This window comes from Paenalicyclobacillus ferrooxydans (assembly GCF_001399675.1).
Taxonomy (GTDB): domain Bacteria; phylum Bacillota; class Bacilli; order Alicyclobacillales; family Alicyclobacillaceae; genus Alicyclobacillus_B; species Alicyclobacillus_B ferrooxydans.
The window spans coordinates 1-23,909 of the sequence record NZ_LJCO01000015.1 but is presented as its reverse complement, the minus strand read 5'-3'; the positions used below and the strand labels follow the sequence as shown (position 1 = coordinate 23,909).

Below are 23,909 nucleotides of genomic sequence, written 5' to 3'. Positions count from 1 at the left end.
TTTGCCTCCAGCTTCCTCCAGATCCCACCTCACGGTCGGCACCCTTGCTCTTGGCTAGCGGTTGGTAACAGCCAACCTCCGCAGCGGACTTGCACCGCCAAGTTATCGCCCATGCCGGGCGCACCATAGAAAATCCCCTGGCATACGCTCAGGGGATTGGAACTACGCACGCAAAATACGGCGTCTCCGTACATCCCCCTGGTTGAGCTTTAGCACTATGCAACGTAGAGTTTGCACTCAGCCACATTAGGTAAAGCCTTAATCCGGCAATACCTGGTGACCCATTGGCGTCTTTCGACGTTTCCGGGCAGTGGCCTATGTTTACATAGACGCCTCGCCTAACGAGGACTGGTTGTATTCAATTCAAGGTATGCATTGTCACACACCCATGCCCCGGCGATTGCCTCATTTCCCGCTAGGCATCGAGCACTGGCGTGACTTTTCGCCGCCTCATTATCCCTCCAGAATACAAGCGATGTCAACACAAAATGCTGTACTTGCACACTGCATTCTCAAACTGTTTCTTGAAAACAAAAATGGTCAAAGATCTGGCTCATATCGAACCTATTGATTAGCAGCAACTGCTGGATCCTCGCAACACAAATCCCGACTCCGTTGGCGTGGTCTGGTAATCTAGTGTAACCTGCACGGTCTGGGGGACAACCCGATTTTCGATAGCCACCCGAATCCCATTCACCACATCAATGACATCATCTTCCTCTGGTTCATCCAAGGACAGTCCAATCTTCGGTGAACAACATCCCATCCCCGCAAACGCAACCCGAACCCCCGAGGCGTGATTCTGTTTGAACAGCTCCTCTAGCTGCTGCTTGGCTTGCCCGGTGATCTGCAAATGAACTCTCCCCTTTCAAAATCCGCATCACTGTGGCAGTTCGTTCAAAAAACCCTGAATCCTATCTCGAATGGCATCCCGAACTTCACGGAACTTTGCCTGAACCTCATCTTCCGTCCCGGTTGCCTTCGCAGGGTCCTCAAATCCCCAATGCAATCGTTTCACATGAGGAGGCGTGACTGGACAACGGTCATTGGCATCCCCGCATAATGTAATTACATAGTCAGCTCGATTCAACAAGTCAGAATCGATCAACTTCGATTCGTGATGGGAAATATCGATTCCCGCCTCTTTCATGGTGGCCACGGCACGGGGGTTCAGGCCATGCGCCTCCACGCCTGCGCTATGAACGTCAATCTTGTCTGCACCAAGGTGTCTGGCTAATCCTTCAGCGATTTGACTGCGGCAGGAGTTTCCGGTACACAGAAAATATACAATTGGCTTCGTCATTCAACTCTTGCTCCCTTCAGAATCAGCATTTATCCTACAAGTGAAAGCCACAAATACAAACCCGTCAGTGTCACGAAGAGGGTCGGGACAGTAAGAACAATCCCCGTTTTGAAGTACCTGCCCCAAGAAATCGTGATCCCTTTCTTGCCCAGCACATGTAACCACAGGAGCGTGGCCAGTGAACCAATCGGTGTGATTTTCGGACCCAAGTCGCTGCCGATAACATTCGCATACACCAGCGCCTCATGCATGACTCCCGTAGCGTTTGTCGAGTGAATGGCCAGTGCGTCAATCATCACCGTTGGCATGTTGTTCATAATGCTCGAAAGGATAGCGGCGATAAATCCAGTCGCCACTGTGCCAGCGTACAAGCCGCCGTGCGTAGAACTTTCAATGAGGCGCCCCAGAACATTCGTCAGGCCCACATTCCGCAGCCCATACACGACTACATACATGCCAATGGAAAAGACCACAATGGCCCATGGTGCCTCCCGAATGATGCCCCATGGCCGAATCACTCTGGTTCTGGAACCTGCAACGAGAAACACAACCGCAATCAGGCCCGCCACAATGGACACCGGGATATGAAAGAGTTCTGTCAAAATATAACCGACGAGCAACACGACCAAGATAATCCAGGAAATCCGAAACATCCCTTGGTGAGCAATCGCATCGGACGGTTTGGCCAAGTCCTTGGGATTGTACTCCTTGGGGATATCCTTGCGAAAAAATAAGTACAGAACGCCAATACTCGCTGCCAATGAGAACAAGTCTGGCACAATCATATGGGCGGCGTAGGTCAAGAAGCCAACATGAAAAAAGTCCGCCGATACGATATTCACCAAGTTGCTCACAATCAGTGGTAACGATGTCGTGTCTGCGATAAAACCGCTCGCCATGATAAACGGCAACATCTTCTTCATGTCAAACTTGAGAAGTTTGACCTTCTCCAGCACAATCGGCGTCAAAATGAGTGCCGCTCCATCATTCGCAAAAAACGCTGCGACAACTGCCCCAAGTAGCGTGACATATAGGAACACTTTCCGTCCATCACCTTTTGCAGCATGCGCCATCTTAAGGGCAGCCCACTCAAAAAAGCCAATCTTGTCCAAAATAGTGGAAATGATAATGATGGCAACAAAGGCGAGTGTAGCGTCCCAGACGATTTTGGTCACAGACCAAACATCACGAAACGTGACGACTCGAAAGACAAGCGCCAAAACCGCTCCCCCGAGTGCGGACCACCCAATTGAGAGCCCTTTGGGCTGCCAAATCACAAACACCAAAGTCAAAACAAAAATACAAAATGCAAGAACCGTCATTTGGTGCCCCCTCTTCGAGGCCCCATCTCACAAGAGACACGCAGCCCTTTCGCTTGTAACTGCTCAATTTCGTCAGACACATCCGGCAGCAAAGAAATGCATTCATGGAAAAACGGGACATTCGAGCCTTCCAATCCGTAATAGACCCACTGTGCCGTCTTCCGTTCCTTCACGAGTCCCGCTTGCTTCAGTTTCCGGAGATGTTGAGAGATGGCAGGCTGAGTCATACCAAGCACGTCCACCAGCTCACAGACACACATCTCATCATGCTTCAACAACGCAAGAATGTGCAGTCTCGTTTTATCTGCCAGTGCTTTGTATATCTCCGCCCACTGGTCCATCGAAAACACGCTGTCCTACACCCCCTGAACGGTATGGTTCACAAAAATCTGTGCCGCAATTTGTCGAAGCGCATCGTCACCTAAAACGTCATCATCCGACAATTCGCACTCTGTGACAAAACGCTTGCCATGTCGTCTTTCAAGTTCCACCAGATATGCCTGCTGTCGTTCACGCCGTGGCCCAAACAATCGACTTCCGGAAGCTTCCTCAGGTAGCATTTGATTCACAATAATCGCTTGCGTTTCGATGTCTGCTCTCTCCAGGTCCTCAATAGCTCTATCCATCTCTGCAATAGGCGTGGATTCGGCTAATGTGACAAACGCCATGGTCGTTTCACGTTTACTTTGAAGGACACGAATCGCCTCTCGCATCCTTGAAAGCTCTGTGTTATCCAAGGCAGAGGTCTCGGCTGTGAATGACGACTTATGGCTGAGCTCCGTCTCGTAATCCCACGCAAGCTGAAGCAACCTCAGGGTATGCCCAGTGGGGGCTGTATCAAAAACCAGGACCTCATAGTCGTCGCTTAGTAAGTCATCGAGGAACTCCTGAAACACAGCGATTTCTTCCGTGCAAGGAGAGTCTAGTTCTTCCTGTACCACAGCAAGACTCTCTTCGGAACCAAACCTTTCCTTGACGCCAAGCAAAATTCGCTCTTTGTAACGCTCAAATGCAACCTTCGGATCAATCCGCACTGCCCACAGTTTAGAATTTAATATTTGCTTCGGACTGGCGGACACTTCCTGTCCCAGTACATCAGCAAGGTGAGCTGCCGGATCCGTAGTTACCAACAATGTTTTATATCCACAATCCGCAGTATAGAGTGCAGTTGCACACGCCATGGTCGTCTTCCCGACGCCACCCTTACCGGCGAGAAAAATACGTTTGTGGTCTCCTTCGGCGGGAAGAATCAGCGACTCGGGCAACGATTTAGACTGCAAGGACATGAGCCAAGTCCCTCCCGACTTCCGAAATGTTATCGAGACCAACAACGTCATCCGGATAAAGAGGTATCTCCACAATGCGTCCAGTAAACACAGCCTGCACTTGGGCGAGGTACTTGGATTGCACAGCCCATCTTCTCGCTGCGTATGGATGGTCCCTATCTTCTTCCGGAATCACGCCGTTCACTATCGCCATCTGGTTGTCTATATTGAGTTTTTGCAACTCCTTGGACGAACGCATCATTTCTTGAATAGCGATTCGATCCGGGCGAGTAACAAATACAAACTGTGTGCGATTTCCATCTCGCAATGCCTGTACCGCTTGGTCATACTGTTTTTTCGATGCGGTTAATGCCTCGACACCGCCAATACATGTTTGTCCTGTTCCCTGTGCACTCATCTCGATGTGGGCGCTCCAACTCCCAGGTAACTCAAGCAAGCGAAGCGTGTGACCCGTCGGGGCCGTATCAAATATCACGTAGTCGTAATCGGGTTGATGCATACAAGCAATGAACTGGTCGAATGTCGCTATTTCCTCTGTGCAGGGACCGCTCATTTTCTCCTCAATAGAACGCACAACGTCTTCGGGAAACAACTCCCTGAGCGGCGCCAGTGCCCGTTCCTTGTACAAACGAAGGGACTCGACTGGATCGATCTCTTGAATATACAAGTTATCAACTCCCACGACGGGAGTCGCAAGCAAACCTACGCTCTGGTGGAATACGTCTCCCAGATTCGAAGCCGGGTCTGTCGTCACAAGAAGGGTTTTCTCTCCCCGCTGTGCAAGCATGACTGCCGCTGACGATGACAGAGATGTTTTCCCAACGCCACCCTTGCCAGAGAAAAACAAAAACTTCGTCATGAGGTCATCTCTTTTCCGCTATCAAATCATCCAGGCTCGGGTAGCACCCTTTTGCCACAATCTCGCCATCTGCAACGACAATCGGCAATGCGCCGGCACCTTTCCCAATGAGTTCCTGGTACACTTGCTTATTGGACGAGAACGCCATCGGATTACGGCTCATCATGTAACGCACCGTTGTATGGCCCTGTGCTTTCAACTGCTCAATCATCTCATTCACACGAATCAGTTCTGGATCCGGTGACGGCCCACAAACTCCCGTGGAACAGCACATCTCGGAGTCAAAAAACTCGATATTCATGAGTGTCCCTCCCTTTTAGCAGCAACCTTCTGGCCCGCATCCGCATGCAGAGTCAGAAGTGGATAGAATTTTTAACTCGGTTTTTGAATTGGTTTTAATTCTCTCCTCCGCAAGCGAATCCATTTCCATGGAGCCAGAAAGTTTTGTTGCCCGTGCGATGGACAGTACCTCCCCAAGTTCCTCCACTGTGGCACCATGTTCTTTGGCGGCCTTAACCTGTTCTTCAAAGTTTGACAGCGCACCGACACTGAAAGCTGCTCCCATTCCAATCAACGCACGCACTTTATCATCCATTCTCCCACATCCGTTCAGTAGAATATAATGATTTTCTTATATATTACCAGGAAGCAACCGTCTCTTCAAGAGATGCACCGCACTTGCCGTTATGATGTCACGCCAGTCGACTCAACATGTATGGCGCATTCCTCCAAGAACTTTTCCACATCCATGGCAGCTTTGCAACCACTTCCGGCCGCCGTGATGGCCTGTCGATAGTGAGCATCCATAACATCCCCACAAGCGAACACGCCCTCGACACTCGTAGCGGTTGATTGCCCTTTGGTGACAATGTATCCACGGTCATCAATCTCCACCTGTTTCACAAGGAAGTCGGTATTGGGTGTATGACCGATGGCAACGAAAATACCTTCTGTAGGGATGGTTCGAGCTTCGCCCGATTGATTGTCCTTAACCACAAGCCTACTCACCTTTGAGCCGTCAGACGCAACTTCCAAAGGCGTCACGTTCAAGAGCCACTTGATTTTCGGATTTTGACGCGCCCGGTCCTGCATCACCTTGGATGCACGAAGTTCCTCGCGACGATGGACAATGGTCACTTCAGAAGCAAATTTGGTCAAGAAAATCGCTTCCTCCATGGCAGAATCCCCGCCGCCTACGACGAGAATGGCTTTCCCTCGAAAGAAGAACCCATCACAAGTTGCACACGCAGATACGCCACGGCCCATCATCTCAATCTCTCCGGGAATGCCAAGCATCTTGGCAGATGCACCCGTCGAAATGATGACAGACTCAGCGAGATATTCCTTTGATTCATCCACCACGACTCGAAACGGGCGTTGCGATAGGTCAACAGACGTAACCCAGCCGCTTACAAAGGTTGCACCGAAATGTTCTGCCTGTTGGCGCATGTTATCCATCAATTCGGGACCCAATATTCCTTCCGGAAATCCGGGGAAGTTTTCGACTTCGGTCGTCAGGGTGAGTTGACCTCCTGGCTGATTGCCTTCGATGACAACCGGGGCTAGATTAGCTCGCCCAGTATATATGGCGGCTGTGTAGCCCGCAGGTCCTGTTCCCAAAATGAGTACTCTGTGTATCGTCATGAATGTCGCCTCCTTCCCCATAAAATAAGTATATTCTTATTTACTTGTTTCCGCAACTGAAAGTTATATCGGGTCATGCCAAAAGGTGTGAGGGCTATTGTACGAAAGTTAAGTTCCACCCGCCCATAACGCGAAGAGGAGGGATGATGGTTTCATCCCTCCAGTGTCGTTCAATTGCAGTTGCGCCGTTCTATGCAGGAATGGTGTGCCCTGATTTACGGAGTAATTCTTCACTTTCTTCATTGAAACCAATAAGACGAACCGCTTTCCCTACATCACCGTATTTCTCAACCACCTTCTGAATTCCTGTCACCGACGCGTGATCCCACACGTGCGTATGTGTGAAATCAATGACTACTGCATCAGGATCATGCTGTATGTCAAACAGGTCAACGAAGTGTGTCATAGTGGCAAAAAACATCTGACCTTTGATGACGTAGGTTTTAACTCCGTTAGAGCTTGTCATGGTTACAGCATGCAGACGTGCCATTTTCGAAGCAATGAAAACGGAATTTAACATCACACCAACAAAAACGCCGATGGCCAAATCATTTGTAGCAACAACTGCTACTACAGTGAGAATCATAGCAATCGATTCTGCCACTGGTACCCTGTGGAGGTTAAGGAGCGATTTCCATTCAAAAGTATAAACCGACACCATAAACATCACACCGACAAGTGCGGCAACCGGGATTTGGCTTACAAGTGGACGCAATCCGACAATCAACACGATGAGAAACGCACCGGATACAAACGTTGATAACCGCTTACGACCACCGTATCCAATATTTAGTACCGACTGACCAATCATTGCACAACCAGCCATGGCGCCGAACAACCCTGTGGCGATATTAGCGATACCTTGCCCACGAATTTCGGTGTCCTTATTACTCTTCGAGTTCGTCATGTCATCAACAACTGTCGCCGTCATGAGTGTCTCTAAACTTCCGACCAAAGCAATTGGTAACGAATACGGGAGGATAAGCGACAGTGTGTGCAAATCAAACGGAACAAGCGGAATGTGGAAAGCGGGTAATTTTGCTTGCAGATGCCCAATGTCTCCTACAGTTTGTAAATGCAGTCTAAACAGCATGCTGACAGCCGTGATTACAACGATCGCGATGAGGGATGAAGGAATCGCCTTAGTTAGATACGGCAAGCCCCAAACAATAGCGACCGTAAGGCCACAAACCACATAAGCGAGGATACCTTGCCCAACGATATGCGGAACCTGCGCCAAGAAAATCAAAATAGCTAAAGCATTCACAAAGCCAATTACCACACTATGCGAAACAAATGAGATAAATCGACCAAGCTTTAAGACACTGATTAACAGCTGAATCAGACCGGCCAAGATTCCCGCTGCAAACAGGTACTGATCTCCATGGTTCTTCACCAACAACACCATGAGCAGAGCCGTTGAACCAGTCGCACCAGATATCATTCCCACGCGCCCGCCAAATATCGACACGACTACACTAATAATGAAAGCTCCATACAACCCAATCATGGGGTTTACTCCCGCAATCATGGAAAATGCAATCGCCTCAGGAATTAGTGCAAATGCCACCGCCATGCCCGCCAATAAATCCTTTCGGGCGTTTGACAGCCATTCCTCTTTTAAGTTGTACAGAATTACGAAACACCTCGCTTAATATATTTTGGACTCTCAAGTCTCATGAGAGTCACGGTAGATAAAAGTGGCATCCGCAATGGCCAGTGAGACAGCAATGTAAACAACAACTCCCGGCACCCGAGAGTAGACCCGTCAATGTAGCAGCATTTGAGAGTTTAATACGCCCAAGAAAATAAGGCAACCCCAACATGTCGGCTGTAAGCGCAAACTCCGTTACCGTAATTGAATAAATTTTTTGAGACATGAGTGTCGCCATCCAGTCGAGCGCTAGACTGCACCGCACCATCGTCAACTGTCGCTTGTTTATCGGTCACCTACCTGGCTGCCCAGAGAACACAAGAGAACAAAAATAAATACACACAAAAAATCGCGCGGCAGAGGAGATGTAACTTCCCGTACTACGAAAGCTCTGAGGGGAGGTGGCTAACTGGTGTAGTTTTTAATTTCAGCACGCTTCCCAGTTTACATGACCGTATTTGAATACCTTCAGCAGGTTATAGCACATAGCAACCAACAACCATTCTCCCTTCACCTTCTCGAGGTCACGTAGTGAGAATTGGTTGAATCGTCAGCCGCTCTTAATTTGACCATACACAGGTTCTACGCTGACTTAGCTTGCACCCTTGCATAGAAGGTGTAACCCTTCTTGGTTTTCAGCTTGCGGGTCATGTGTCGCTTAATGTTGTAGTGTATTGGGACTCTCCCACTCGATGACTCAGGCACTTCATGATGCTTTTTGACGGCCTGTTCCTTGACGGCCTGTTCCAATGTATGGGTCAATTCCTTTCTCGTAAAGCCATATCAAACCGCCTTCGGCCGAGTCAGAGTGACCGGGAACATTGCGACGTTGCCTCCATCATGTATCAGGCAACATCATGGGACAAGCCGCGGCGGGTCGTGATTTTGCGTCGCTTAGACATTAACCCAGAGGAGCGCCTATGTGCAGATTGGCTCTGGGAATACAAAGCAATTGCCACAACGTTTGACTGGAGCGGCGAGGATGGATGGCACTTGTATAACTTTCGTGGTCACGCTGAGAATCACATCAAGGAAGCCAAATATGGATTCGCCATCGACCAATTCTGTAGCCAAAATTCCGATGCCAACAAAGCGCTGCAAGGTTTAGAGCTACCGGCATACAATCTCCTCCTGCTGTAAAAAAAAACGTCGCGCTTCAACCAGGGGGCGGCAGTGGACCTCCGGACCGCTCAGACGAAGACTATTCCATCTACCCGGGATTCTGGTTCGTCATGCACGCCAGTGGAGCGTTTGACTTCCCGTGTATGCAAAGCATCGGTCGTTGCTCATCACGCTTCTGCCACCACGTAGCCTTTTCTTCCAACGGAAAAAGTGGAGTTCATAGCCCGGCTTGGGAAGGGGGGAATTGTGTCCGTTGTTCTAGTTCCGCATCATGATTTCGACGTGTTTGCTAACAAATCCACCAAATATTTGAAAACAAGCGGTAGTCAATGACCTCAATCACCTAATCGTCGAAATCCGTGTTAATTGTTTCCACAGTTCCTTGATAGTATCGCGACTCAACCCTGTCGCTTTGAACATGACTTCCACGCTAAAATGAGCGTCGATAAGAAACGGCCAAGAGCAATTTGCCTTGGCCGCTAAAATCATTTTAATGTAAATTCCTACGCATTTCCTCTACGTCATCTTGTGGCAGTCCGGTTACCTTGGCAACCTTCTCGACATCGTCTCCAAGAGCGAGTAGCTTCTTTGCAATATCACGCACAGCCTCCAATCGGCTTTCATCCGCAATTTCTTTTACGAGATCGTTCATCTTGAGCTCCTCCTTCAAGCGGGATTGTTCTACTTCCGTTAAAGTTCGACCGCTTAATCCTAAGATTAAAGCAACCGTGTAATGCTGCCCATATTTATCAGGGATCCGTTTTGTAATGTCAGAAGTCCTTTCAAACGCCTCTGTTCGAGTACACGGATTAGGGCCAAATATTGTTGCTGATGGAATTATCCACACCATGCTGTGTATAAGCTGTGCATAAGCTGCGGATATTCAGTTCTTCCCCAATCCCTGTTTTATGCAAAAGGAGAAGCCACTTTACCAATGAGTGTGGCTTCTCCGATGCCATCTACCTATGCATCCAATAGAACATCAATTGTTTCTGTACGTATCTTTCTGCTTTCTTTAATCATATGGAGGCCTCCAACATTTGCTCAACCGCCGATTCGTTCTTTATCCAACCTTTACGAGCCTCGAAAAACGCCCGGTGATGTAGCATCGTGCCATTCACGAGCAGTGTGTGCCGATAGAGAAGTACCGTCGTGGCTGCCATCAGGTTTGTGAACAACTGGGTTGGACACCACAACCTCACCGCAAGATACTTCAGTTGGCAATTGGTCCGGTTCAATCAGGTCCGGGAATACTTCGCCTGGAAACGGAAACACATCCCTTCCATTCGCGCGGACACTGGCATTCCCATCCAGAATTCTTGATGGCTGCCACTAGCGGTCAATGTGGTTTTGGTCGCTTGGAACCGTTACAGCACTATTCCAGCTGTCAACATATACGATGTGGCGCAACTGATTTACGAGGAGACAAGTGATTTAGTCATCAACCGTCTCCTCGTATTCGTCAATTGACTATTCTAATTGAAAAAGAACACGGTTTTAAGATTGATGCCGACTCGAATGTGCTTGGCCTCACAACCTCAGTACCATCTCTGATATTCATCTACCCTTTCAAAAGAAATCTACGTTGGTATGAATATCCACATTGTATTGTGGATAAACTGTGGATTTTTGGTTCAATTGAGATGAACTTTTATTATTAACTACGTCCGTCGTAACTCCTCGCTCGAACCCAGGTCTCCTTCTGACGGATCGTATGTCTGATAACCTCCAATACCCAATCAACATTAGGATCACGCCCAATCGAATTCCAATATCCGCGACGTTGAATATGGCTGGATATCCGGGAATCTGAAGCATGTCAGTCACGTATCCGTAGATCAGCCTATCCAACAGGTTTCCCACTGTTCCTCCCGTCAGTAATGCCCATCCAATCCAAAACCAAATCGACGAAGACTTTGCTTTGAACCATACGAAGACTAAAACAGCTAAAGCAATAGTGGCGAAGGTAATGAGCAGGAAACGGTCGCCTCGCAGAATCCCCATTGTTGCTCCATAGTTATGAAGATGGGCAAAGTGAATAAATTCAAATGACCCGTGCAACATGGATCGGTTTGATAACAATTTTAGAATTCGATCACCACCAACAACGAGCAATGCGAATAGGACGGATATCTTTTTCATTCTTCACCCCTTAACGAGTAAGCCGACTGACCGTCTTCAACACAGAAGCCATTCCACCCTCAAATAGCCGCTCTTTCCAGTACACGTCTGCGGTTCTACGAAGTCCCTCAACTTTCGTCGGATAAGCATGGATCACCTCGGAAATCTTGCCAATCGGAAGCCCATGGTGCATCGCAAAAACTAGCTCCTGAATCAGTTCTCCTGCGTGCTCTCCAACCACATGCGCTCCAAGAATCTGTCCCTTGCTGTCTGCAATCACCTTTACGAATCCTTTATCCTGACTGTCAATCACTGCACGGTCAACCTCTTCAAACGGCACAGTGTAAACATGAACTTGTCCGTGACGATCCTTTGCCTCTTTCTCGGTCAACCCCACGTGGGCGATCTCGGGGTCGGTGTAGATGGTCCAAGGAACCACTCGGTAATCCACTCGCTGTTTGACTGGAAAGAGGGCGTTTCGGACTACGACCTTGCCTTCATATCCGGCGACATGTGTAAACTGTAGTCCACCTTTCACATCACCGGCTGCAAAGATGTGGGGTACAGTCGTTCGTAGTTTCGGGTCCACTACAATTCCCGCTTTTACAGCTTCAATGCCGATGTTGTGAAGACCCGGAATCTCTACATTCGGTCGCCTACCTGTTGCAACGAAAATCTCCTCACATGGCACTTCAACCTGCTTCCCATCCCGTTCCACGATGACAACCTTACCATCCTTACCGGTCTTTGCCTGAATGACCTTACTGTTCAACATGAAACGGATGCCCTCATTGAAAAGCGCCCTTTGGACAATTTTTGCCGCTTCAGTATCTTCCCGAGGCAAAAGCTGGGGAAACATCTCGATAACCGTCACACTTACTCCCAGCCGTGCAAACACCTGAGCAAACTCAAGCCCAATCGGTCCTCCACCCAAAATTGCCAAAGATTTAGGAAGCACCTGAAGCTGCAAGGCTTCAACATTGGTGATGAATCCCGTCTCTGACAGACCAGGGATTGGTGGAACTGCTGCACGTGACCCCGTTGCAATAACGATTCTTTTCGACGAAATCATTTTGTCGTCGATTCGCATGTGATTTGCATTCTGGAACTCGGCACTCCCAAACAGGACATCAACGCCCATACTCCGAAATCGGTCGGGTGAATCATGCTCTGCGATTGTATTTACGACATGCCTCATACGCCTCATAACGGTCGGAAAATCAATCTCTATGCGACCGGTTTTGACGCCGTACTGTTCGGCTTGCCTGACTGTTGCCGCAACCGTTGCGGAGCGAATTAGTGCTTTCGTTGGAACACATCCATAGTTCAGACAGTCTCCGCCCATCTCCGCCTTCTCAATTAAGGCCACGCGTGCTCCGAAACTCGCCGCTCCACTGGCAATCGTTAAACCAGCAGAACCCCCACCGATGACTGTCAAGTCATATCTATCCACGTGAATTTCTCCTTCGTGTATCAAACTCGATACACGTACTCTATAAGATTGCAACTACCTCGTCTGTAAGGCATCTCACGGTTGTATTCCGCAGTTGAAAAATACAGAAAAACGCGGCGTTCCGACGTACCGCGTTTTTCATGTTTATGCAGTTTGCAATAAGCATTCTTGTGTGGCTAGTGCCCCCGTTAACGACTTATTCGTCTACCGCTCCATTCCTTCTAAAGGGCAAAGAGTCCTCAGCGCACTCTTGTTCAGATTTTCACCACTGTTGGTTGTCACACATTTTGCACGACACTCGCCCTGGACACTTGTCCGTTACACGTATCCGTCCTTACACATTCACTGTGTGTAAAGGGGGGGGACATTGACAATGATTACGCGCGCCCATTGTCTACCGCTTGTCGGACAACGCGTTGTGGCCCAAACGAGGGATGGGGCTACACACGATGGCATCCTACATTCCGTTACGAACGACGGAATCTACTTGAGGCCAATGGCGTCTAGGAGAGCGGGGCTGGTTAACAACACCGACGGAAGTCCTATGGCTGACGTTCTGCAGAACATGCCAGAGTGTTCTGAAGACGTACATGAGGTGTTTTTCCCATTCTTCTTTCTTCCATTCTTTGCACTTGCCGCGCTTGGTCCTTGGGGATGGTGGTGGTGGGCCAACAGCAGTTAAGTCGGCGATTATTGGACAAACGCCGCTATTCATCGGTATGCGTGGTCGTAGGCTAAAGCATGTTGAAAAGGGGAGGTGTAGAACTATGTACGATGGTGGATGTTTTGGTGGATACACCCGGTGGGCAGTTGTGTTTCTGATCATTTTTGTCTTGTTTATGCTTCTAATTCCGTATGGAACTACCACAACTTGTACGACGACCCCTGTTTATTAACAGTATCTTTGAAACGCGTTGGCAGTTGCGAAGACCAGATATGTTAAGCCCCTCCGCTAAAAGGGGTTTCTCATGTAGAAGGGCAGACAGAATGGAGGAAGAACAGCGGGTTTACGGGGTCGTGTATGAACCGGACGAATCGCAATCCGAAACTCACTCGCATCAACTATATCTTGTGACCCGGGATGGAAGGGTACTTCATACCCATGGCTTCTCTGGCATCACTTCACAAGATGTCGGTCATCGGTCACTACTATGCCGGTGTCACGTCCCCTGCTCCAACTGGCGTTCCGCATACCCATGTATATTCTACTGTTACGAGCCTCAACGACGGACATGAGCATCTGATTAGTGGCCGGACCGGACCTGCAATTCCTGCTGCCGGGGGTGGACATTACCACTTTTTTGAAGGGGTAACGACTATAAACGGTCGGACTCCCCACCGTCACAATTACAGTGGTCGTACAGGCACCGATTAATCTGCCGCCATGTCCAAAATACTATGGCGATGGATAAACTACGAAAAGAGCCGTCGGGTGAGCAGGCGGCTCTCATAATGTTACCCAGTTTTGGGTAGGCTCATTCTACTTTAGGTCACCCATTACGACGGTAATTAGACGCAGCCGTTGCTTCGCTAATCTGCTCATTACTTACATAGGCAAATCACCAATAAATGAATGAATGAGGTACGCAGTAAAGATGTATAAATGAACGCCGCGTTTTTCTGCAAAAAGAAACTGCGGAATACACTCACAGTGAATCTGTAATCCGCTTCACGGATTGTTTCATGAATATCGTGCTACATTAAAGTTGCGCTACAACATTTACTATCCATAAAAGCTCGAATGGAGGTGCCAATGTGGATTCCAAAAAAAGCATTGTTCTTTATACGCATAAAGGTTGCCCAGGAGGCGAACGTGCGATTTCCTACTTTCACGAAAATGACATTCCAATTCAGATAAAAGACATTGTGAACGATCCCGATGCACTAAATGAATTCCGAGAACATGGATGTTTTGCAACGCCTGTCATCATGATAGACGGAAAAAAATTCGTGGGCTTTGACGAAGAGGAAGTTGAACAGGTGCTGGGTCGAGCCCGGCTTTCATGATCCGCCATTGGAGGAGGAAATCAAAGTGAATAAAGTATGGTATCTCTCGCAGATCAACCTTTTAGAAGAATTGCCGATGGAGGATTTGCAGATGATCGACGCCATGGCACCGATGAGCAGAGTCCCGAAGGGAACACTCATCATCACCCCGGATACCGAGAACGTCAGTCTTTACTTTCTGAAGCAAGGGCGGGTGCGTTTGTTCAAGGTCAATGAGGACGGCAAACAACTCACCATCGGGTTATTGGGGAAAGGCAATATCTTCGGTGAGACTGAGACATTTTCAACGGGTTCAGGCTCTGCCTATGTCGAAGCGATGGACGATGCCCTCGTTTGCATACTCGGAAAAAAGGATTTCGAAGGATTACTCATGAAACGGCCCCAGGTAGCCCTGAAAATGGTCTCCATTTTAACACAAAGAATTCGTGAGTCCGAGGAAATGCTCGAAAACTTGGCTTTTCGTGATGTTCGTTATAGACTGCTTTATCTGCTTTCGAAACTGGCTAAAAGCTTTGGTCAGCCAAGTGACGGTGAGAAGAGTCCATATACGAAGCTCGATCTAAACCTATCCCACCAAGAACTGGCGAACATGATTGGAGCCACTCGAGAATCCGTTTCTGTGACGCTTTCACAGTTAGCTAAGGAAGGCATTGTTACCACGGGGCGAAAGGAGATAGCGGTTGATTTGAGGAAGGCCGGAGAAATCATCGAGGAACGTTGATTCTCCCACCCAAATTGCTAGAGTAACTTTTGTCCAATAACTTGATGATAAACCTGTTCAACACAAAGGAAAGAGGAAACAGAATCAAAAGCTGGGCCACGGGTACAAGTCCAATATTTGTTCCTGGAAACAATGGCATCAAACTAGAATAGCCCCATCGGTGGGTTGACAATCCTCTTGTTTCAAAATAAAAACTAAAAAACAATGCGTACAGCACCATGATCGTCCAATCTTTTGCACCGTACTTCTTAGCGATCCAGTTCGCATCTCGGTTTACAAGTGACAGTAACACATACAGACCCACACTCATCAATACGTCGCCAATCGTAGCAAGGATCAGGATTTCTACGCCTGGTCCCTGATGCGCTGGGGGCGTAACATGCTTCCCTGACGGACCCCCGTAAAATATCGGTGACTGCCAAGCTTCCCACATGTATTGCAAGACAAATGACACGCCAGCTAAAAGAACGAGGTTACGCAGGAACCGCTTCATCTAAATTTCGTCACCCCTTTTGTGTAGGTTCCACATACAACGAGGGCCTGTGACTCCTTTATACTTGTGTCCCGGGCCCATGTGACTCAGATCTCTTTCCTCTGAGAAGACTCTCGTTCTACTCAGTGATCCCCGTGGTTCCCTTTTACAGGATTGATAATGCTCCACTCGTCCGTCGAAGCATCGTAGTCCACTTCCACTCCGTCTAGAAAGCCTTGTCCCTTCTCAAGCAGAACGTCAATTCCGGTATCAGTCGTAATCAATTCATCGGTATCTTTCTGATAGTCCAAACCAAGGCCATAATGAGCGTGATTTCCATGCGTATGCCCGACAAACACACGAAATTTGAGGTTTTTGTCATCTTCCTGATCTAGAATTTCACTGAGTTTCTTGGCTGCACTCGCACTGACCTTACAGTTCATGAACCTCATCTCCTGTCCTTAAAATGGTGACAAACCTGCTACGGATTTCCCTATCCACTCTTTCAACAATTCCGTGGTCGGGGACATGATCGACCCCGCCCTTGCATCACGAAGATACCTCTCAATCGGTTGATGCCCATATTCTCGCCTGGGACATAGACATCTGGATACGGCATGGCCCACACCAGGATGCCCAAAAATCAACTAGGACCTTCCCTTCCTCGCTGTATCGTCAAACAGCTTATGTTTAGGTCCCTTACGTTTGTCACGTCATTCACCTCATCTATGTGCCTTCGTGTCTTACTCTGTCGATTGTAGTGCCCGCAGCTCAATTTGTATGTGAAGCGGAATACAGACTGAGGAACGCTTTTGGAGTTACATTGTATATAGAGTCGGACAGCGATTCGGAGAGGAGTGCACTTTACAGATGGCACAGTGGAAAGAAATCACGACCCTTGATGACTGGCAAGAGTTGCTTGATACTTCTGTAGATAAATCGGTTCTAGTTTTCAAACACAGCACAACTTGCCCAATTAGCGCAAAGGCATTGAAAGAGTTTCAGTCTTACCTGAATGGAAATCCCGACAACAATACGGAGTACGTGATGGTCAAAGTCATTGAATCACGGCCAGTTTCCAGTCAAATCGCAAACGATTTGCACGTAGACCACAAATCCCCTCAAGTAATTCTGATCCGTGGCAAAAAAGCAGTCTGGGATACGTCCCACTGGAAAGTTACGCAGGACAATATTCGTGAGGTGCTGCATTGACAATACGGCCAAGTGGATTGTTCCGCATGGCCGTATTGCTGCGCCGTCCAACGTCTTACTTGAGCACCCGCCTCGCTTCGAGCATTCGTTGAAGACCTGTAAATACCTCAACAAATAAGAACAGTCCCGTGCTCCACAACAGCCAATGTGGAAACAATACCATCACTGAGAACAAGATGAACCCTTCGGTTCGCTCGGCGAGTCCTGCCTGATAATAGAACGACTTCATACCTTTTTTTTCTGACAGTGCTCCAACGGTCAAAAACACGGTCATCGAGAAGACGATTCCAGCCGTTAAAAGGAGCAACAGAAGCTGTGCGCGTGGAAACCGAATGGCAAGGGCGATGATAATCCCCAATTCTACGATGCGATCAAAGGTCACATCCATAACAGTGCCCCACGGACTCATGCGATTTTGTTCCCTCGCCATGGAACCGTCAACGGCATCGAGAAAACCTGACACCCATAATGTAGCAACCGCCACGACCGGAAATCCCAAATAAACTACGATGGCAGATGCGATCCCGAGTACAAAAGCGATCCATGTCACCTGATTGGCGCTTAGCCCAAGTTTCAAGAACTCTCGTGCAGTACGACGAATTACGGGTTGAACATATTTTCGTGCGTGTGTATCCAACATGTTGCCGTCATCCTTCCAGAATCCCGTCACAATGATTATTTCTACTGTACGGCAAAACAACATTCAATTCTGTAAAACACCTCACTGTGTAAGCCAGTTCACCGATGAACCCGGAAACATCGGCTAACCTTGAATCTTAAAGAGACACTTTTAAGAAAAACGAGGGATATTCATGCCATCGATCTCCCTTATTGTTCCTGTATTGAATGAAGCACACACGATAGCAGCGTCGTTATTCCACCTGAGAAGTTCGTTTCCGGCATGCGAAATCATCGTCGTTGATGGCGGTAGCTCGGACAACACTGCCGAGATCGCAAAGCAATATGCACGTGTTATCGTGAGCGAAAGAGGCCGTGCGCACCAAATGAACGCTGGCGCTTCAGTGTGTTCAGGTGAGATCCTGTGGTTTATCCATGCAGATTCGTATATAGACAAGACAGCATTGATCTATATTCAGGAAGTGTTGCGAACCGGAGAAGTAGTCGGCGGAGGACTGACGCTACGTTTCGCTGAGGACTCCTGGTCTCTGCGTTTAATTGCGAAGCTATCGAACTTCCGAGCTTGGTATCTGCACTGGATCTTTGGTGATCAGTCAATGTTTGTTCGTCGCAGTGACTTTGAGTCCATTGGCGGATTCCCGGACCTTCCCATCATGGAAGACCTCGAAATCTCACGTCTGTTAAAGAAGCGAGGCAAGCTGGTCTTACTCCCCGCTATATCAACGACATCAGCTCGTCGGTTTATCGAAAATGGAACGTGGCGAACCATTACTCGTATGCAGACCCTGAAACTACAGTATTTCCTTGGGGTTGACCCGGAGGACATACTGCGTAAATACTCGAATCCCCGTGGAAGGATGAGAACCAGATGAACACCGCCGTTGTCATGCTTTCGAAGTCACCAATCGTTGACTGTTGCAAAACTCGATTGACGGGCAAACTCACGCAGCAACAAGCGAACGGCTTGCAGACCGCACTCATTGAGGACATTTTTGGCAATATTCTGCCCGAAAACGAATACGATTTGTGGGTTGCTGCTCCTACATTCGAAAGTCTCAACTATTTTCAGCGTTTTACCTGCCGGTTATTGGTTCAGTGCGGAAATGACCTAGGAGAGAAAATGAAGGACCTTACCGACCAGCTCTTTTCGCAAGGCTACGGCAAGGTGATATTGATTGGCAGTGACATGCCACTCATGACATCGGGAATGTTGATGGATGCGATACGACATTTGGACACGTGTGATTGTGTTATTGGACCAGCAGCGGACGGCGGGTATTACTTGATTGGGATGTGCCGACGGATACCTGAGATTTTTTGTGGCGTCGACTGGAGCACTGACAAAGTTCTTCGACAAACCGTCCAAACGCTTGATTCAGCCTCGCTACGGCACAATCAATTGCCAGTACACAGAGACATGGATGAATGGTACGACCTTGTGTACTATACATCAGCCGAATTTGCTATTCCTATTCCAAATACATCCCGATGGCTACAACAACATTGTTTATGAGTCATCACGTTTCTTGCAATCTCTTACGGTTTCGATGAAATCCAGGATGTTTCGAAAGGTACTTCGCCACAAAATCAGATGCTGCCCCAAATGGAGTGCAATAGCCTCCCCATTCGTTCTTTGCCCTGGGTCTTCGACTCTCTCTAAATCAGTGACATGTGAGGTTCCGATGACTCGGCGAATCATCTCGCAGCCTGCAAATCCAAGCGAATCCTGCAACACGCGGATCAGCACATCTTCACAGAGACCCAAGTTTTGCGATGCAAACTCATTCCAGAGCCTTTGAAACTCTGCCTCGAATTGTAGCCACGTCAACTCAATAGTCCGGAGCAGATACGCTTGATACACCTTACTGTCTGCGGCATCCCGCCGAGTTGAATATGCACAAAAGGCCAATAGCAAATTCGCAAACAGCAGTCCAATATCAAATCCCATCGGTCCATAAAATGCGAACTCTGGATCGATCACTTTGGTGTCCTGACCAGTGACCATGATACTTCCAGTGTGTAAGTCGCCGTGAATCAGCGCTTGGGCATCATGGTTGAATGCCCTCTTCAATCCTGCAATTTCGTCGTGAAGTCTTCCGTTGTTCCAGACGCGTTGAACCGTTAAATCTAGCACTGGGTTATACCGATTCATCTCATGATTCATAAACGGAAACGTGAAGATGAAGTCTGACGTGATCTTCACCATGTCAGGATTTGCGAACTTGATGCGGTTGAATTCCAATTCGGTTGCGTTAAGGGCGTAACTCGATGTAAAAAACAATGTTCTGGCGAGAAACACACCAATCTGTGAAGCGAATGACGGAAAGCGTTTGCCGGAGATAAGACCGTCACGCAATACGATGTGGGACGAAAGATCCTCCATTACAATCAACGAAAGCTCATCATCATAATGGAGGACTCTCGGGACAGAACCTGGACATAGCTGGTGGTGGGTTTTCAAAGTTTCATATTCTACCCGGATGCGATCCGCTGTCAGCGGCCAAGCTGCGCCAACGGATCGCATGTAAGGTAGGGCCTGTTTCACGATGATACGTGTGATTTTAGAGTTGCCCTGCCCCGTCACTCGAAACACATAGTTCATGTTTCCATCGCCAATTTCCCGAACCGACAGACGTACTTCAGACGGCACGAGACCGGGTATCGCTTGAACATATTCGAGGACCTCATCAGTTGAAAGTGGCGTAAGACGATGCATTTGAACACTCAACTCCGTTGTGATTCCCGTTTTAACAATTGCATAGCACCGACCTTCAGCAGAGGTGATCTACGCAAGTTGTTTCGGATTCTGCGTGATAAGAGCGGAATCGCAAGACCAATCACCAGCGTTGCCAATGCACCGTACGCATCCCAGTTATACGGCGCCGCAGGAAATGGGATGAAAGTATCTTTTACCACGTAAACGAGAAAGGCGAGGCCAATCACCAGAACGAGCGTCTTGATAGGTGACATTCGGCGTTTTACGGTATAGATCACAGCAGCAATGAGAACGAGAGCGTAGGCCGCCAGTATCAAGTCCGCTCCATAGGTGAGGATGATTCCGACTGCATCAGTTGCCTTATCATGCAAGAAACCGACAAGGAATGCCAGACTCACAATGGAGACGACTACGAGGGCCCCAACTGGAGATCCCGTACGCTTACTCACTCTCTTCAGCATCTTTGGACCGATGCCATCTCTCCCCAGCGCAAACAGCATTCTAGTGCCCCCGTTTACACAGGCGAGAGCCGCACCGAAGGAACTGACGACTGCTCCAAAGTTCACAAGTGTTCCAACCCATGGCGCAACGAATTGGTTGGTTACCGACACAAGCGGCACCGGCGAGGCAGCTAGGAGTTTTGTGTTCGGGAAGGCATTGGTGACTACATAAGCAACGCCAATTTCAAAGATGGCGACAACAATAAGTGATACCGCTACAGCCATCGGAATCATCTTGCGTGGTCGTGCCGATTCTTCACCGAGCGTTGCTGCAGATTCAAAACCTGAAAAAGCTGAAAAGGAGTAGACGATACCGAGTCCAAGGGTTGCCAAAGAGGCTCCATTCGGTCGGAATGGTGCCGAACTAAATGCGTGTCCGTGATATCCGCCCTTCGCCAGGATGACAATACATACAATCGTGACGAGAAGCATGGACACCCCTTCGAGCACAAGGATAATGGTGGATGAAGTCTTGATATCGAGATAGGCGAAGAGAACAACGAGAACAAACGCCACAAAAGCGTAAATCTGCCATGGAAGATGGAGTCCGATTGCAGCAAAGGCCGGCTGTGCCTCATCGGCGACGCTTGCATACACGCCACCAGCAAAGTTGATATACACCAACATTAAAGACCATGCCGAAAGAAATCCAAATATAGGGCCAACTACTGCACCGGTAAAACCGTAAACCGAGCCCGCACTGTTGAAGCCTCTCGTAAAGAGAACGAATGCATAAGCTACAAATCCCATCGCTATAGCGGCAATCAACTGCACCAACGCAGTGCCTCCACCGGAGATACCAGCCAAAATCGCTGCACCGATCACAGCCCCGCCCGTTGGACCTTGCACGCCTACCGACTGGGCGATAGTGCGAAAAAAGTGCAGGCGCCCTTCACGAAGCTTCTCCGTGGTGCCACGTTCTTGATACGCAGCAGCGGCGGTGTTCTCGTCCGGGCGTAAGATCTCTGTATTGTTCATGTGACTCTCCTTTCGATTGCGGAATGCCATCCGTATTCAGATTTACTCTGCGTAAAATGCCGGATGAACAGTGTTGATTCACCACTTCAATAGATAGGACACTCTAAATCCGAAGTATATTCCCTCGTGATTCCGAGTTCTGTTAGGTAAATTACAGACGCTGGGTTCGTTGAAACGGTTTTCTTACGCAGAAGAGCAATACCGAGGGGGCCAATGGTCGATGACCATTGGCCCCCCTCATCGTTTATTGCGCCGTTGAATCGCTCTTCGGCAGGATACATGCCTTGCCCATCATCCGGTAGCTGATGCCCAGAATCAAACCGTAGACCACGTGCCCGATTAGGCTCATCATCGCCGATTGAGACCAATGCATGGCGGGCATATGCATCATCATGGGCATCATGATGAAGGGAAACAAAAACCAAAGAACGGCCCCATAAATCAGCCCCATTATGATCCCGGACCTTGGATTGCGAACGAAAGTTCCAAATATTACACCGAAGATGGCGCTGACGATGAGATGGACAACCCACCCTACTACAACGGAATGACTTCCGACCAGACCAGCGATCATTGGCATCATGCCCATCATGGTCATCATGATTCCGAACACGATACCTGCAATTAGACTCGACATTACGCCAATCTTGACTCGTACCATGAAAATTCCTCCTAGATGAATGACTTACCCTCATCTTACGGAGAACAATTGTTCCAGTCGGTAAGCCACTTCACACAAATAAACTTCATGATGACAGCGTGACTTTCGATTCAATGATCAAGCGACTGTATACGCATCGTGCGAACATCCGCTTCAACGTTCTTTGACAGTAACCTGTTATATACTAATGTCGATCAGATTCTAAGGAGCGGATAGCATGGAGTTCATCAAACATGACGATCCACTGGCAATTTCGTTCGTACATGCGGTCAAAACGGGCAACTTGGATGCATTGCGTCGTCTCCTAGACGAGTCCCCTGGCTTAGCTACAGGCAGGGCCGTAGACAGGCAAGGCAATTCTCGAACGGCTCTACACGTTGTTACGGATTGGCCTGGATACTTTCCAAACGGACCTATGATCGTGAAGATGCTGATTGATGCCGGAGCTGACCCAAACGCACCCATCATTGGCGGTTGGCATTCAGAGACCCCATTGCACTGGGCGGCCAGCAGTGATGATGTGAATGTTGCCGCTGCGTTAATCGATGGTGGAGCCGACATTGAAGTGCTGGGTGGATCAATCTCTGGGGGCACCCCTTTGGACAATGCGGTGGGTTATGGATGTTGGAACGTGGCTCGACTTTTGGTACAGCGGGGTGCTCGTGTCGACGTCCTCTGGCATGCAGCAGCTCTAGGGATGATGTCTCGCGTAGAGGAACTTATGGCTTCAAATCCTTCACCTAACCCGGATGAAATTAATGCAGCTTTTTGGCAAGCGTGCCATGGAGGCCAGCGTAGACTAGCCGAGTACCTGCTCAGCAGGGGGGCAGACATTAATGGAACTCCTGACTACACGAGCTCGACGCCTCTAGATGCCGCAGGTGGTATTGACACCCGCAGAGATACCATGGTCACTTGGCTGAAAAGTCAAGGTGCCAAGTCGTCGAAGTAGATCGGAATTCGGCAAAACCCCGGTGGAAAAACACCTTATACGTCACTCTCGTTCTAATAGGCCCATAATCGGGTAAGAGGGGGCTAAGAAGCCCCCGTCTCCCCACACCACCGTACATGCGGGTCCGCATACGGAGGTTCGCCATGCTTGCCCAACCATAACCACATGGTTGATGGGATGATGTGTGATTCGTGCCGGAGTTGATTAAGCCCTCGCTTGTGAACCGTCTAGGCTTCACCTGTCTCTTTCACAAGGAGTCCCACAAGTTGGGGATTCTGCTCTTCACA

Annotated in this window: 27 protein-coding genes, 2 pseudogenes and 1 riboswitch; of the genes and pseudogenes, 9 read left to right on the top strand and 20 right to left on the bottom strand. The window is 48.7% G+C overall.

All coding sequences use genetic code 11. The annotated features are described in order from the left end of the window. Positions 1 to 188: 188 nt before the first annotated feature. Positions 189 to 353: riboswitch (M-box (ykoK) riboswitch) on the bottom strand. Positions 354 to 571: 218 nt separating this feature from the next. The 10 genes from AN477_RS04175 to AN477_RS04130 all read right to left on the bottom strand — a co-directional run bounded on the left by AN477_RS04175 (position 572) and on the right by AN477_RS04130 (position 7,999). Then, positions 572 to 853 carry a hypothetical protein gene (locus tag AN477_RS04175; protein WP_054967923.1) on the bottom strand — a complete coding sequence of 94 codons (282 nt, stop codon included), beginning with the start codon at positions 851 to 853 and terminating at the stop codon, positions 572 to 574. Positions 854 to 880: 27 nt separating this feature from the next. After that, on the bottom strand, positions 881 to 1,303 hold the full coding sequence (arsC, locus tag AN477_RS04170) for an arsenate reductase (thioredoxin) (RefSeq protein ID WP_054967922.1): 423 nt from the start codon (positions 1,301 to 1,303) through the stop codon (positions 881 to 883). A gap of 29 nt (positions 1,304 to 1,332) precedes the next feature. Beyond that, complete coding sequence (locus tag AN477_RS04165) at positions 1,333 to 2,625, bottom strand: arsenic transporter (RefSeq protein ID WP_054967921.1); 1,293 nt, start codon at positions 2,623 to 2,625, stop codon at positions 1,333 to 1,335. Next, positions 2,622 to 2,966, bottom strand: a complete 345-nt coding sequence (locus AN477_RS04160; protein WP_054967926.1) for an ArsR/SmtB family transcription factor — start codon at positions 2,964 to 2,966, stop codon at positions 2,622 to 2,624. The genes AN477_RS04165 and AN477_RS04160 overlap by 4 nt, the downstream gene beginning before the upstream one ends. A gap of 15 nt (positions 2,967 to 2,981) precedes the next feature. Further along, complete coding sequence (locus AN477_RS04155) at positions 2,982 to 3,911, bottom strand: ArsA family ATPase (protein WP_054967920.1); 930 nt, start codon at positions 3,909 to 3,911, stop codon at positions 2,982 to 2,984. Further along, positions 3,895 to 4,770, bottom strand: coding sequence for an ArsA family ATPase (locus AN477_RS04150; RefSeq protein WP_054967919.1), 876 nt, complete (start codon positions 4,768 to 4,770; stop codon positions 3,895 to 3,897). The genes AN477_RS04155 and AN477_RS04150 overlap by 17 nt, the downstream gene beginning before the upstream one ends. Before the next feature lie 4 nt (positions 4,771 to 4,774). Beyond that, positions 4,775 to 5,071, bottom strand: a complete 297-nt coding sequence (arsD, locus tag AN477_RS04145) for an arsenite efflux transporter metallochaperone ArsD (RefSeq protein WP_054967918.1) — start codon at positions 5,069 to 5,071, stop codon at positions 4,775 to 4,777. Between the two features lie 15 nt (positions 5,072 to 5,086). Continuing rightward, positions 5,087 to 5,365: a carboxymuconolactone decarboxylase family protein gene (locus AN477_RS04140; RefSeq protein ID WP_054967917.1), complete on the bottom strand. Its 279-nt coding sequence runs from the start codon at positions 5,363 to 5,365 to the stop codon at positions 5,087 to 5,089. Positions 5,366 to 5,454: 89 nt separating this feature from the next. Further along, positions 5,455 to 6,414: a thioredoxin-disulfide reductase gene (gene trxB, locus AN477_RS04135; RefSeq protein ID WP_054967916.1), complete on the bottom strand. Its 960-nt coding sequence runs from the start codon at positions 6,412 to 6,414 to the stop codon at positions 5,455 to 5,457. A gap of 190 nt (positions 6,415 to 6,604) precedes the next feature. Next, positions 6,605 to 7,999 (bottom strand): SulP family inorganic anion transporter, encoded by a 1,395-nt coding sequence (locus AN477_RS04130; RefSeq protein WP_342668539.1) that lies wholly within the window; start codon positions 7,997 to 7,999, stop codon positions 6,605 to 6,607. A 777-nt stretch (positions 8,000 to 8,776) separates the two neighbouring features. Between AN477_RS04130 and AN477_RS04125 the strand changes: the two genes are divergently transcribed. Next, the gene (locus AN477_RS04125) at positions 8,777 to 9,208 is read left to right on the top strand and encodes a transposase (RefSeq protein ID WP_054967915.1); all 432 of its coding nucleotides are present in this window, start codon (positions 8,777 to 8,779) and stop codon (positions 9,206 to 9,208) included. A gap of 472 nt (positions 9,209 to 9,680) precedes the next feature. Here AN477_RS04125 and AN477_RS24255 read toward each other — a convergent pair whose 3' ends face one another. The 3 genes from AN477_RS24255 to lpdA form a co-directional block, all read right to left on the bottom strand. Beyond that, the gene (locus AN477_RS24255; RefSeq protein WP_157061808.1) at positions 9,681 to 9,842 is read right to left on the bottom strand and encodes a hypothetical protein; all 162 of its coding nucleotides are present in this window, start codon (positions 9,840 to 9,842) and stop codon (positions 9,681 to 9,683) included. Between the two features lie 917 nt (positions 9,843 to 10,759). Next, positions 10,760 to 11,332, bottom strand: coding sequence for a signal peptidase II (locus AN477_RS04120; protein ID WP_054967914.1), 573 nt, complete (start codon positions 11,330 to 11,332; stop codon positions 10,760 to 10,762). A gap of 10 nt (positions 11,333 to 11,342) precedes the next feature. After that, positions 11,343 to 12,764: a dihydrolipoyl dehydrogenase gene (lpdA, locus tag AN477_RS04115; RefSeq protein WP_054967913.1), complete on the bottom strand. Its 1,422-nt coding sequence runs from the start codon at positions 12,762 to 12,764 to the stop codon at positions 11,343 to 11,345. Between the two features lie 367 nt (positions 12,765 to 13,131). Here lpdA and AN477_RS04110 point away from each other — a divergent pair, with 367 nt between their 5' ends. From AN477_RS04110 to AN477_RS04100, 4 genes and pseudogenes are all read left to right on the top strand, one after another. Continuing rightward, a complete protein-coding gene (locus AN477_RS04110; protein ID WP_157061807.1) occupies positions 13,132 to 13,446 on the top strand; it encodes an LSm family protein in 315 nt (104 codons plus the stop codon). A 305-nt stretch (positions 13,447 to 13,751) separates the two neighbouring features. After that, positions 13,752 to 14,139 (top strand): annotated as a pseudogene (locus tag AN477_RS23640) (YmaF family protein). A 380-nt stretch (positions 14,140 to 14,519) separates the two neighbouring features. Further along, positions 14,520 to 14,771, top strand: coding sequence for a glutaredoxin family protein (locus AN477_RS04105; protein WP_054967911.1), 252 nt, complete (start codon positions 14,520 to 14,522; stop codon positions 14,769 to 14,771). Positions 14,772 to 14,796: 25 nt separating this feature from the next. Then, positions 14,797 to 15,492 (top strand): Crp/Fnr family transcriptional regulator, encoded by a 696-nt coding sequence (locus AN477_RS04100; RefSeq protein WP_054967910.1) that lies wholly within the window; start codon positions 14,797 to 14,799, stop codon positions 15,490 to 15,492. On the opposite strand, the gene AN477_RS04095 is transcribed toward AN477_RS04100, so the two are convergent. From AN477_RS04095 to AN477_RS25810, 3 genes and pseudogenes are all read right to left on the bottom strand, one after another. Further along, positions 15,476 to 15,985: a hypothetical protein gene (locus AN477_RS04095; protein ID WP_054967909.1), complete on the bottom strand. Its 510-nt coding sequence runs from the start codon at positions 15,983 to 15,985 to the stop codon at positions 15,476 to 15,478. The two genes, AN477_RS04100 and AN477_RS04095, sit on opposite strands and share 17 nt — an antisense overlap. 122 nt (positions 15,986 to 16,107) lie before the next feature. Further along, complete coding sequence (locus tag AN477_RS04090; RefSeq protein ID WP_054967908.1) at positions 16,108 to 16,407, bottom strand: iron-sulfur cluster assembly accessory protein; 300 nt, start codon at positions 16,405 to 16,407, stop codon at positions 16,108 to 16,110. A gap of 121 nt (positions 16,408 to 16,528) precedes the next feature. Further along, a pseudogene (locus AN477_RS25810) lies at positions 16,529 to 16,630 on the bottom strand (thioredoxin domain-containing protein); the annotation flags it as partial. Between the two features lie 204 nt (positions 16,631 to 16,834). On the opposite strand from AN477_RS25810, the gene ytxJ reads away from it, so the two are divergent. After that, positions 16,835 to 17,176, top strand: coding sequence for a bacillithiol system redox-active protein YtxJ (gene ytxJ, locus AN477_RS04085; RefSeq protein ID WP_054967907.1), 342 nt, complete (start codon positions 16,835 to 16,837; stop codon positions 17,174 to 17,176). A gap of 55 nt (positions 17,177 to 17,231) precedes the next feature. Here ytxJ and AN477_RS04080 read toward each other — a convergent pair whose 3' ends face one another. Further along, positions 17,232 to 17,816 carry a CDP-alcohol phosphatidyltransferase family protein gene (locus AN477_RS04080; protein ID WP_054967924.1) on the bottom strand — a complete coding sequence of 195 codons (585 nt, stop codon included), beginning with the start codon at positions 17,814 to 17,816 and terminating at the stop codon, positions 17,232 to 17,234. Between the two features lie 172 nt (positions 17,817 to 17,988). Here AN477_RS04080 and AN477_RS04075 point away from each other — a divergent pair, with 172 nt between their 5' ends. Both AN477_RS04075 and AN477_RS04070 read left to right on the top strand, forming a co-directional pair. After that, positions 17,989 to 18,687: a TIGR04283 family arsenosugar biosynthesis glycosyltransferase gene (locus tag AN477_RS04075; protein WP_054967906.1), complete on the top strand. Its 699-nt coding sequence runs from the start codon at positions 17,989 to 17,991 to the stop codon at positions 18,685 to 18,687. Further along, positions 18,684 to 19,328: a TIGR04282 family arsenosugar biosynthesis glycosyltransferase gene (locus AN477_RS04070; protein WP_054967905.1), complete on the top strand. Its 645-nt coding sequence runs from the start codon at positions 18,684 to 18,686 to the stop codon at positions 19,326 to 19,328. Before AN477_RS04075 ends, AN477_RS04070 begins: the two co-directional genes overlap by 4 nt. Here the strand turns inward: AN477_RS04070 and mtnK are convergent. The 3 genes from mtnK to AN477_RS04055 all read right to left on the bottom strand — a co-directional run bounded on the left by mtnK (position 19,323) and on the right by AN477_RS04055 (position 22,670). Continuing rightward, positions 19,323 to 20,531, bottom strand: a complete 1,209-nt coding sequence (gene mtnK, locus AN477_RS04065) for an S-methyl-5-thioribose kinase (RefSeq protein WP_054967904.1) — start codon at positions 20,529 to 20,531, stop codon at positions 19,323 to 19,325. The two genes, AN477_RS04070 and mtnK, sit on opposite strands and share 6 nt — an antisense overlap. Positions 20,532 to 20,539: 8 nt before the next feature. Then, positions 20,540 to 22,009 (bottom strand): APC family permease, encoded by a 1,470-nt coding sequence (locus AN477_RS04060; protein WP_054967903.1) that lies wholly within the window; start codon positions 22,007 to 22,009, stop codon positions 20,540 to 20,542. 244 nt (positions 22,010 to 22,253) lie between these two features. Continuing rightward, positions 22,254 to 22,670, bottom strand: a complete 417-nt coding sequence (locus tag AN477_RS04055) for a DUF6789 family protein (protein ID WP_083485936.1) — start codon at positions 22,668 to 22,670, stop codon at positions 22,254 to 22,256. A gap of 217 nt (positions 22,671 to 22,887) precedes the next feature. On the opposite strand from AN477_RS04055, the gene AN477_RS04050 reads away from it, so the two are divergent. Next, positions 22,888 to 23,622, top strand: a complete 735-nt coding sequence (locus tag AN477_RS04050) for an ankyrin repeat domain-containing protein (RefSeq protein WP_054967902.1) — start codon at positions 22,888 to 22,890, stop codon at positions 23,620 to 23,622. Positions 23,623 to 23,909: the final 287 nt, after the last annotated feature.

Bases quoted from the DNA above. Each gene is read 5' to 3' on its own strand.
- AN477_RS04155 (WP_054967920.1), bottom strand. From the start codon at position 3,911: ATGTCCTTGCAGTCTAAATCGTTGCCCGAGTCGCTGATTCTTCCCGCC.
- AN477_RS04075 (WP_054967906.1), top strand. From the start codon at position 17,989: ATGCCATCGATCTCCCTTATTGTTCCTGTATTGAATGAAGCACACACG.
- AN477_RS04080 (WP_054967924.1), bottom strand. From the start codon at position 17,816: ATGTTGGATACACACGCACGAAAATATGTTCAACCCGTAATTCGTCGT.
- AN477_RS04070 (WP_054967905.1), top strand. From the start codon at position 18,684: ATGAACACCGCCGTTGTCATGCTTTCGAAGTCACCAATCGTTGACTGT.
- AN477_RS04160 (WP_054967926.1), bottom strand. From the start codon at position 2,966: ATGGACCAGTGGGCGGAGATATACAAAGCACTGGCAGATAAAACGAGA.
- AN477_RS04125 (WP_054967915.1), top strand. From the start codon at position 8,777: ATGATGCTTTTTGACGGCCTGTTCCTTGACGGCCTGTTCCAATGTATG.
- AN477_RS24255 (WP_157061808.1), bottom strand. From the start codon at position 9,842: ATGAACGATCTCGTAAAAGAAATTGCGGATGAAAGCCGATTGGAGGCT.
- AN477_RS04140 (WP_054967917.1), bottom strand. From the start codon at position 5,365: ATGGATGATAAAGTGCGTGCGTTGATTGGAATGGGAGCAGCTTTCAGT.
- trxB (WP_054967916.1), bottom strand. From the start codon at position 6,414: ATGACGATACACAGAGTACTCATTTTGGGAACAGGACCTGCGGGCTAC.
- AN477_RS04055 (WP_083485936.1), bottom strand. From the start codon at position 22,670: ATGGTACGAGTCAAGATTGGCGTAATGTCGAGTCTAATTGCAGGTATC.
- ytxJ (WP_054967907.1), top strand. From the start codon at position 16,835: ATGGCACAGTGGAAAGAAATCACGACCCTTGATGACTGGCAAGAGTTG.
- AN477_RS04090 (WP_054967908.1), bottom strand. From the start codon at position 16,407: ATGAACTGTAAGGTCAGTGCGAGTGCAGCCAAGAAACTCAGTGAAATT.
- arsD (WP_054967918.1), bottom strand. From the start codon at position 5,071: ATGAATATCGAGTTTTTTGACTCCGAGATGTGCTGTTCCACGGGAGTT.
- AN477_RS04150 (WP_054967919.1), bottom strand. From the start codon at position 4,770: ATGACGAAGTTTTTGTTTTTCTCTGGCAAGGGTGGCGTTGGGAAAACA.
- AN477_RS04165 (WP_054967921.1), bottom strand. From the start codon at position 2,625: ATGACGGTTCTTGCATTTTGTATTTTTGTTTTGACTTTGGTGTTTGTG.
- mtnK (WP_054967904.1), bottom strand. From the start codon at position 20,531: ATGCATCGTCTTACGCCACTTTCAACTGATGAGGTCCTCGAATATGTT.
- AN477_RS04060 (WP_054967903.1), bottom strand. From the start codon at position 22,009: ATGAACAATACAGAGATCTTACGCCCGGACGAGAACACCGCCGCTGCT.
- AN477_RS04050 (WP_054967902.1), top strand. From the start codon at position 22,888: ATGGAGTTCATCAAACATGACGATCCACTGGCAATTTCGTTCGTACAT.
- AN477_RS04095 (WP_054967909.1), bottom strand. From the start codon at position 15,985: ATGAAGCGGTTCCTGCGTAACCTCGTTCTTTTAGCTGGCGTGTCATTT.
- arsC (WP_054967922.1), bottom strand. From the start codon at position 1,303: ATGACGAAGCCAATTGTATATTTTCTGTGTACCGGAAACTCCTGCCGC.
- AN477_RS04120 (WP_054967914.1), bottom strand. From the start codon at position 11,332: ATGAAAAAGATATCCGTCCTATTCGCATTGCTCGTTGTTGGTGGTGAT.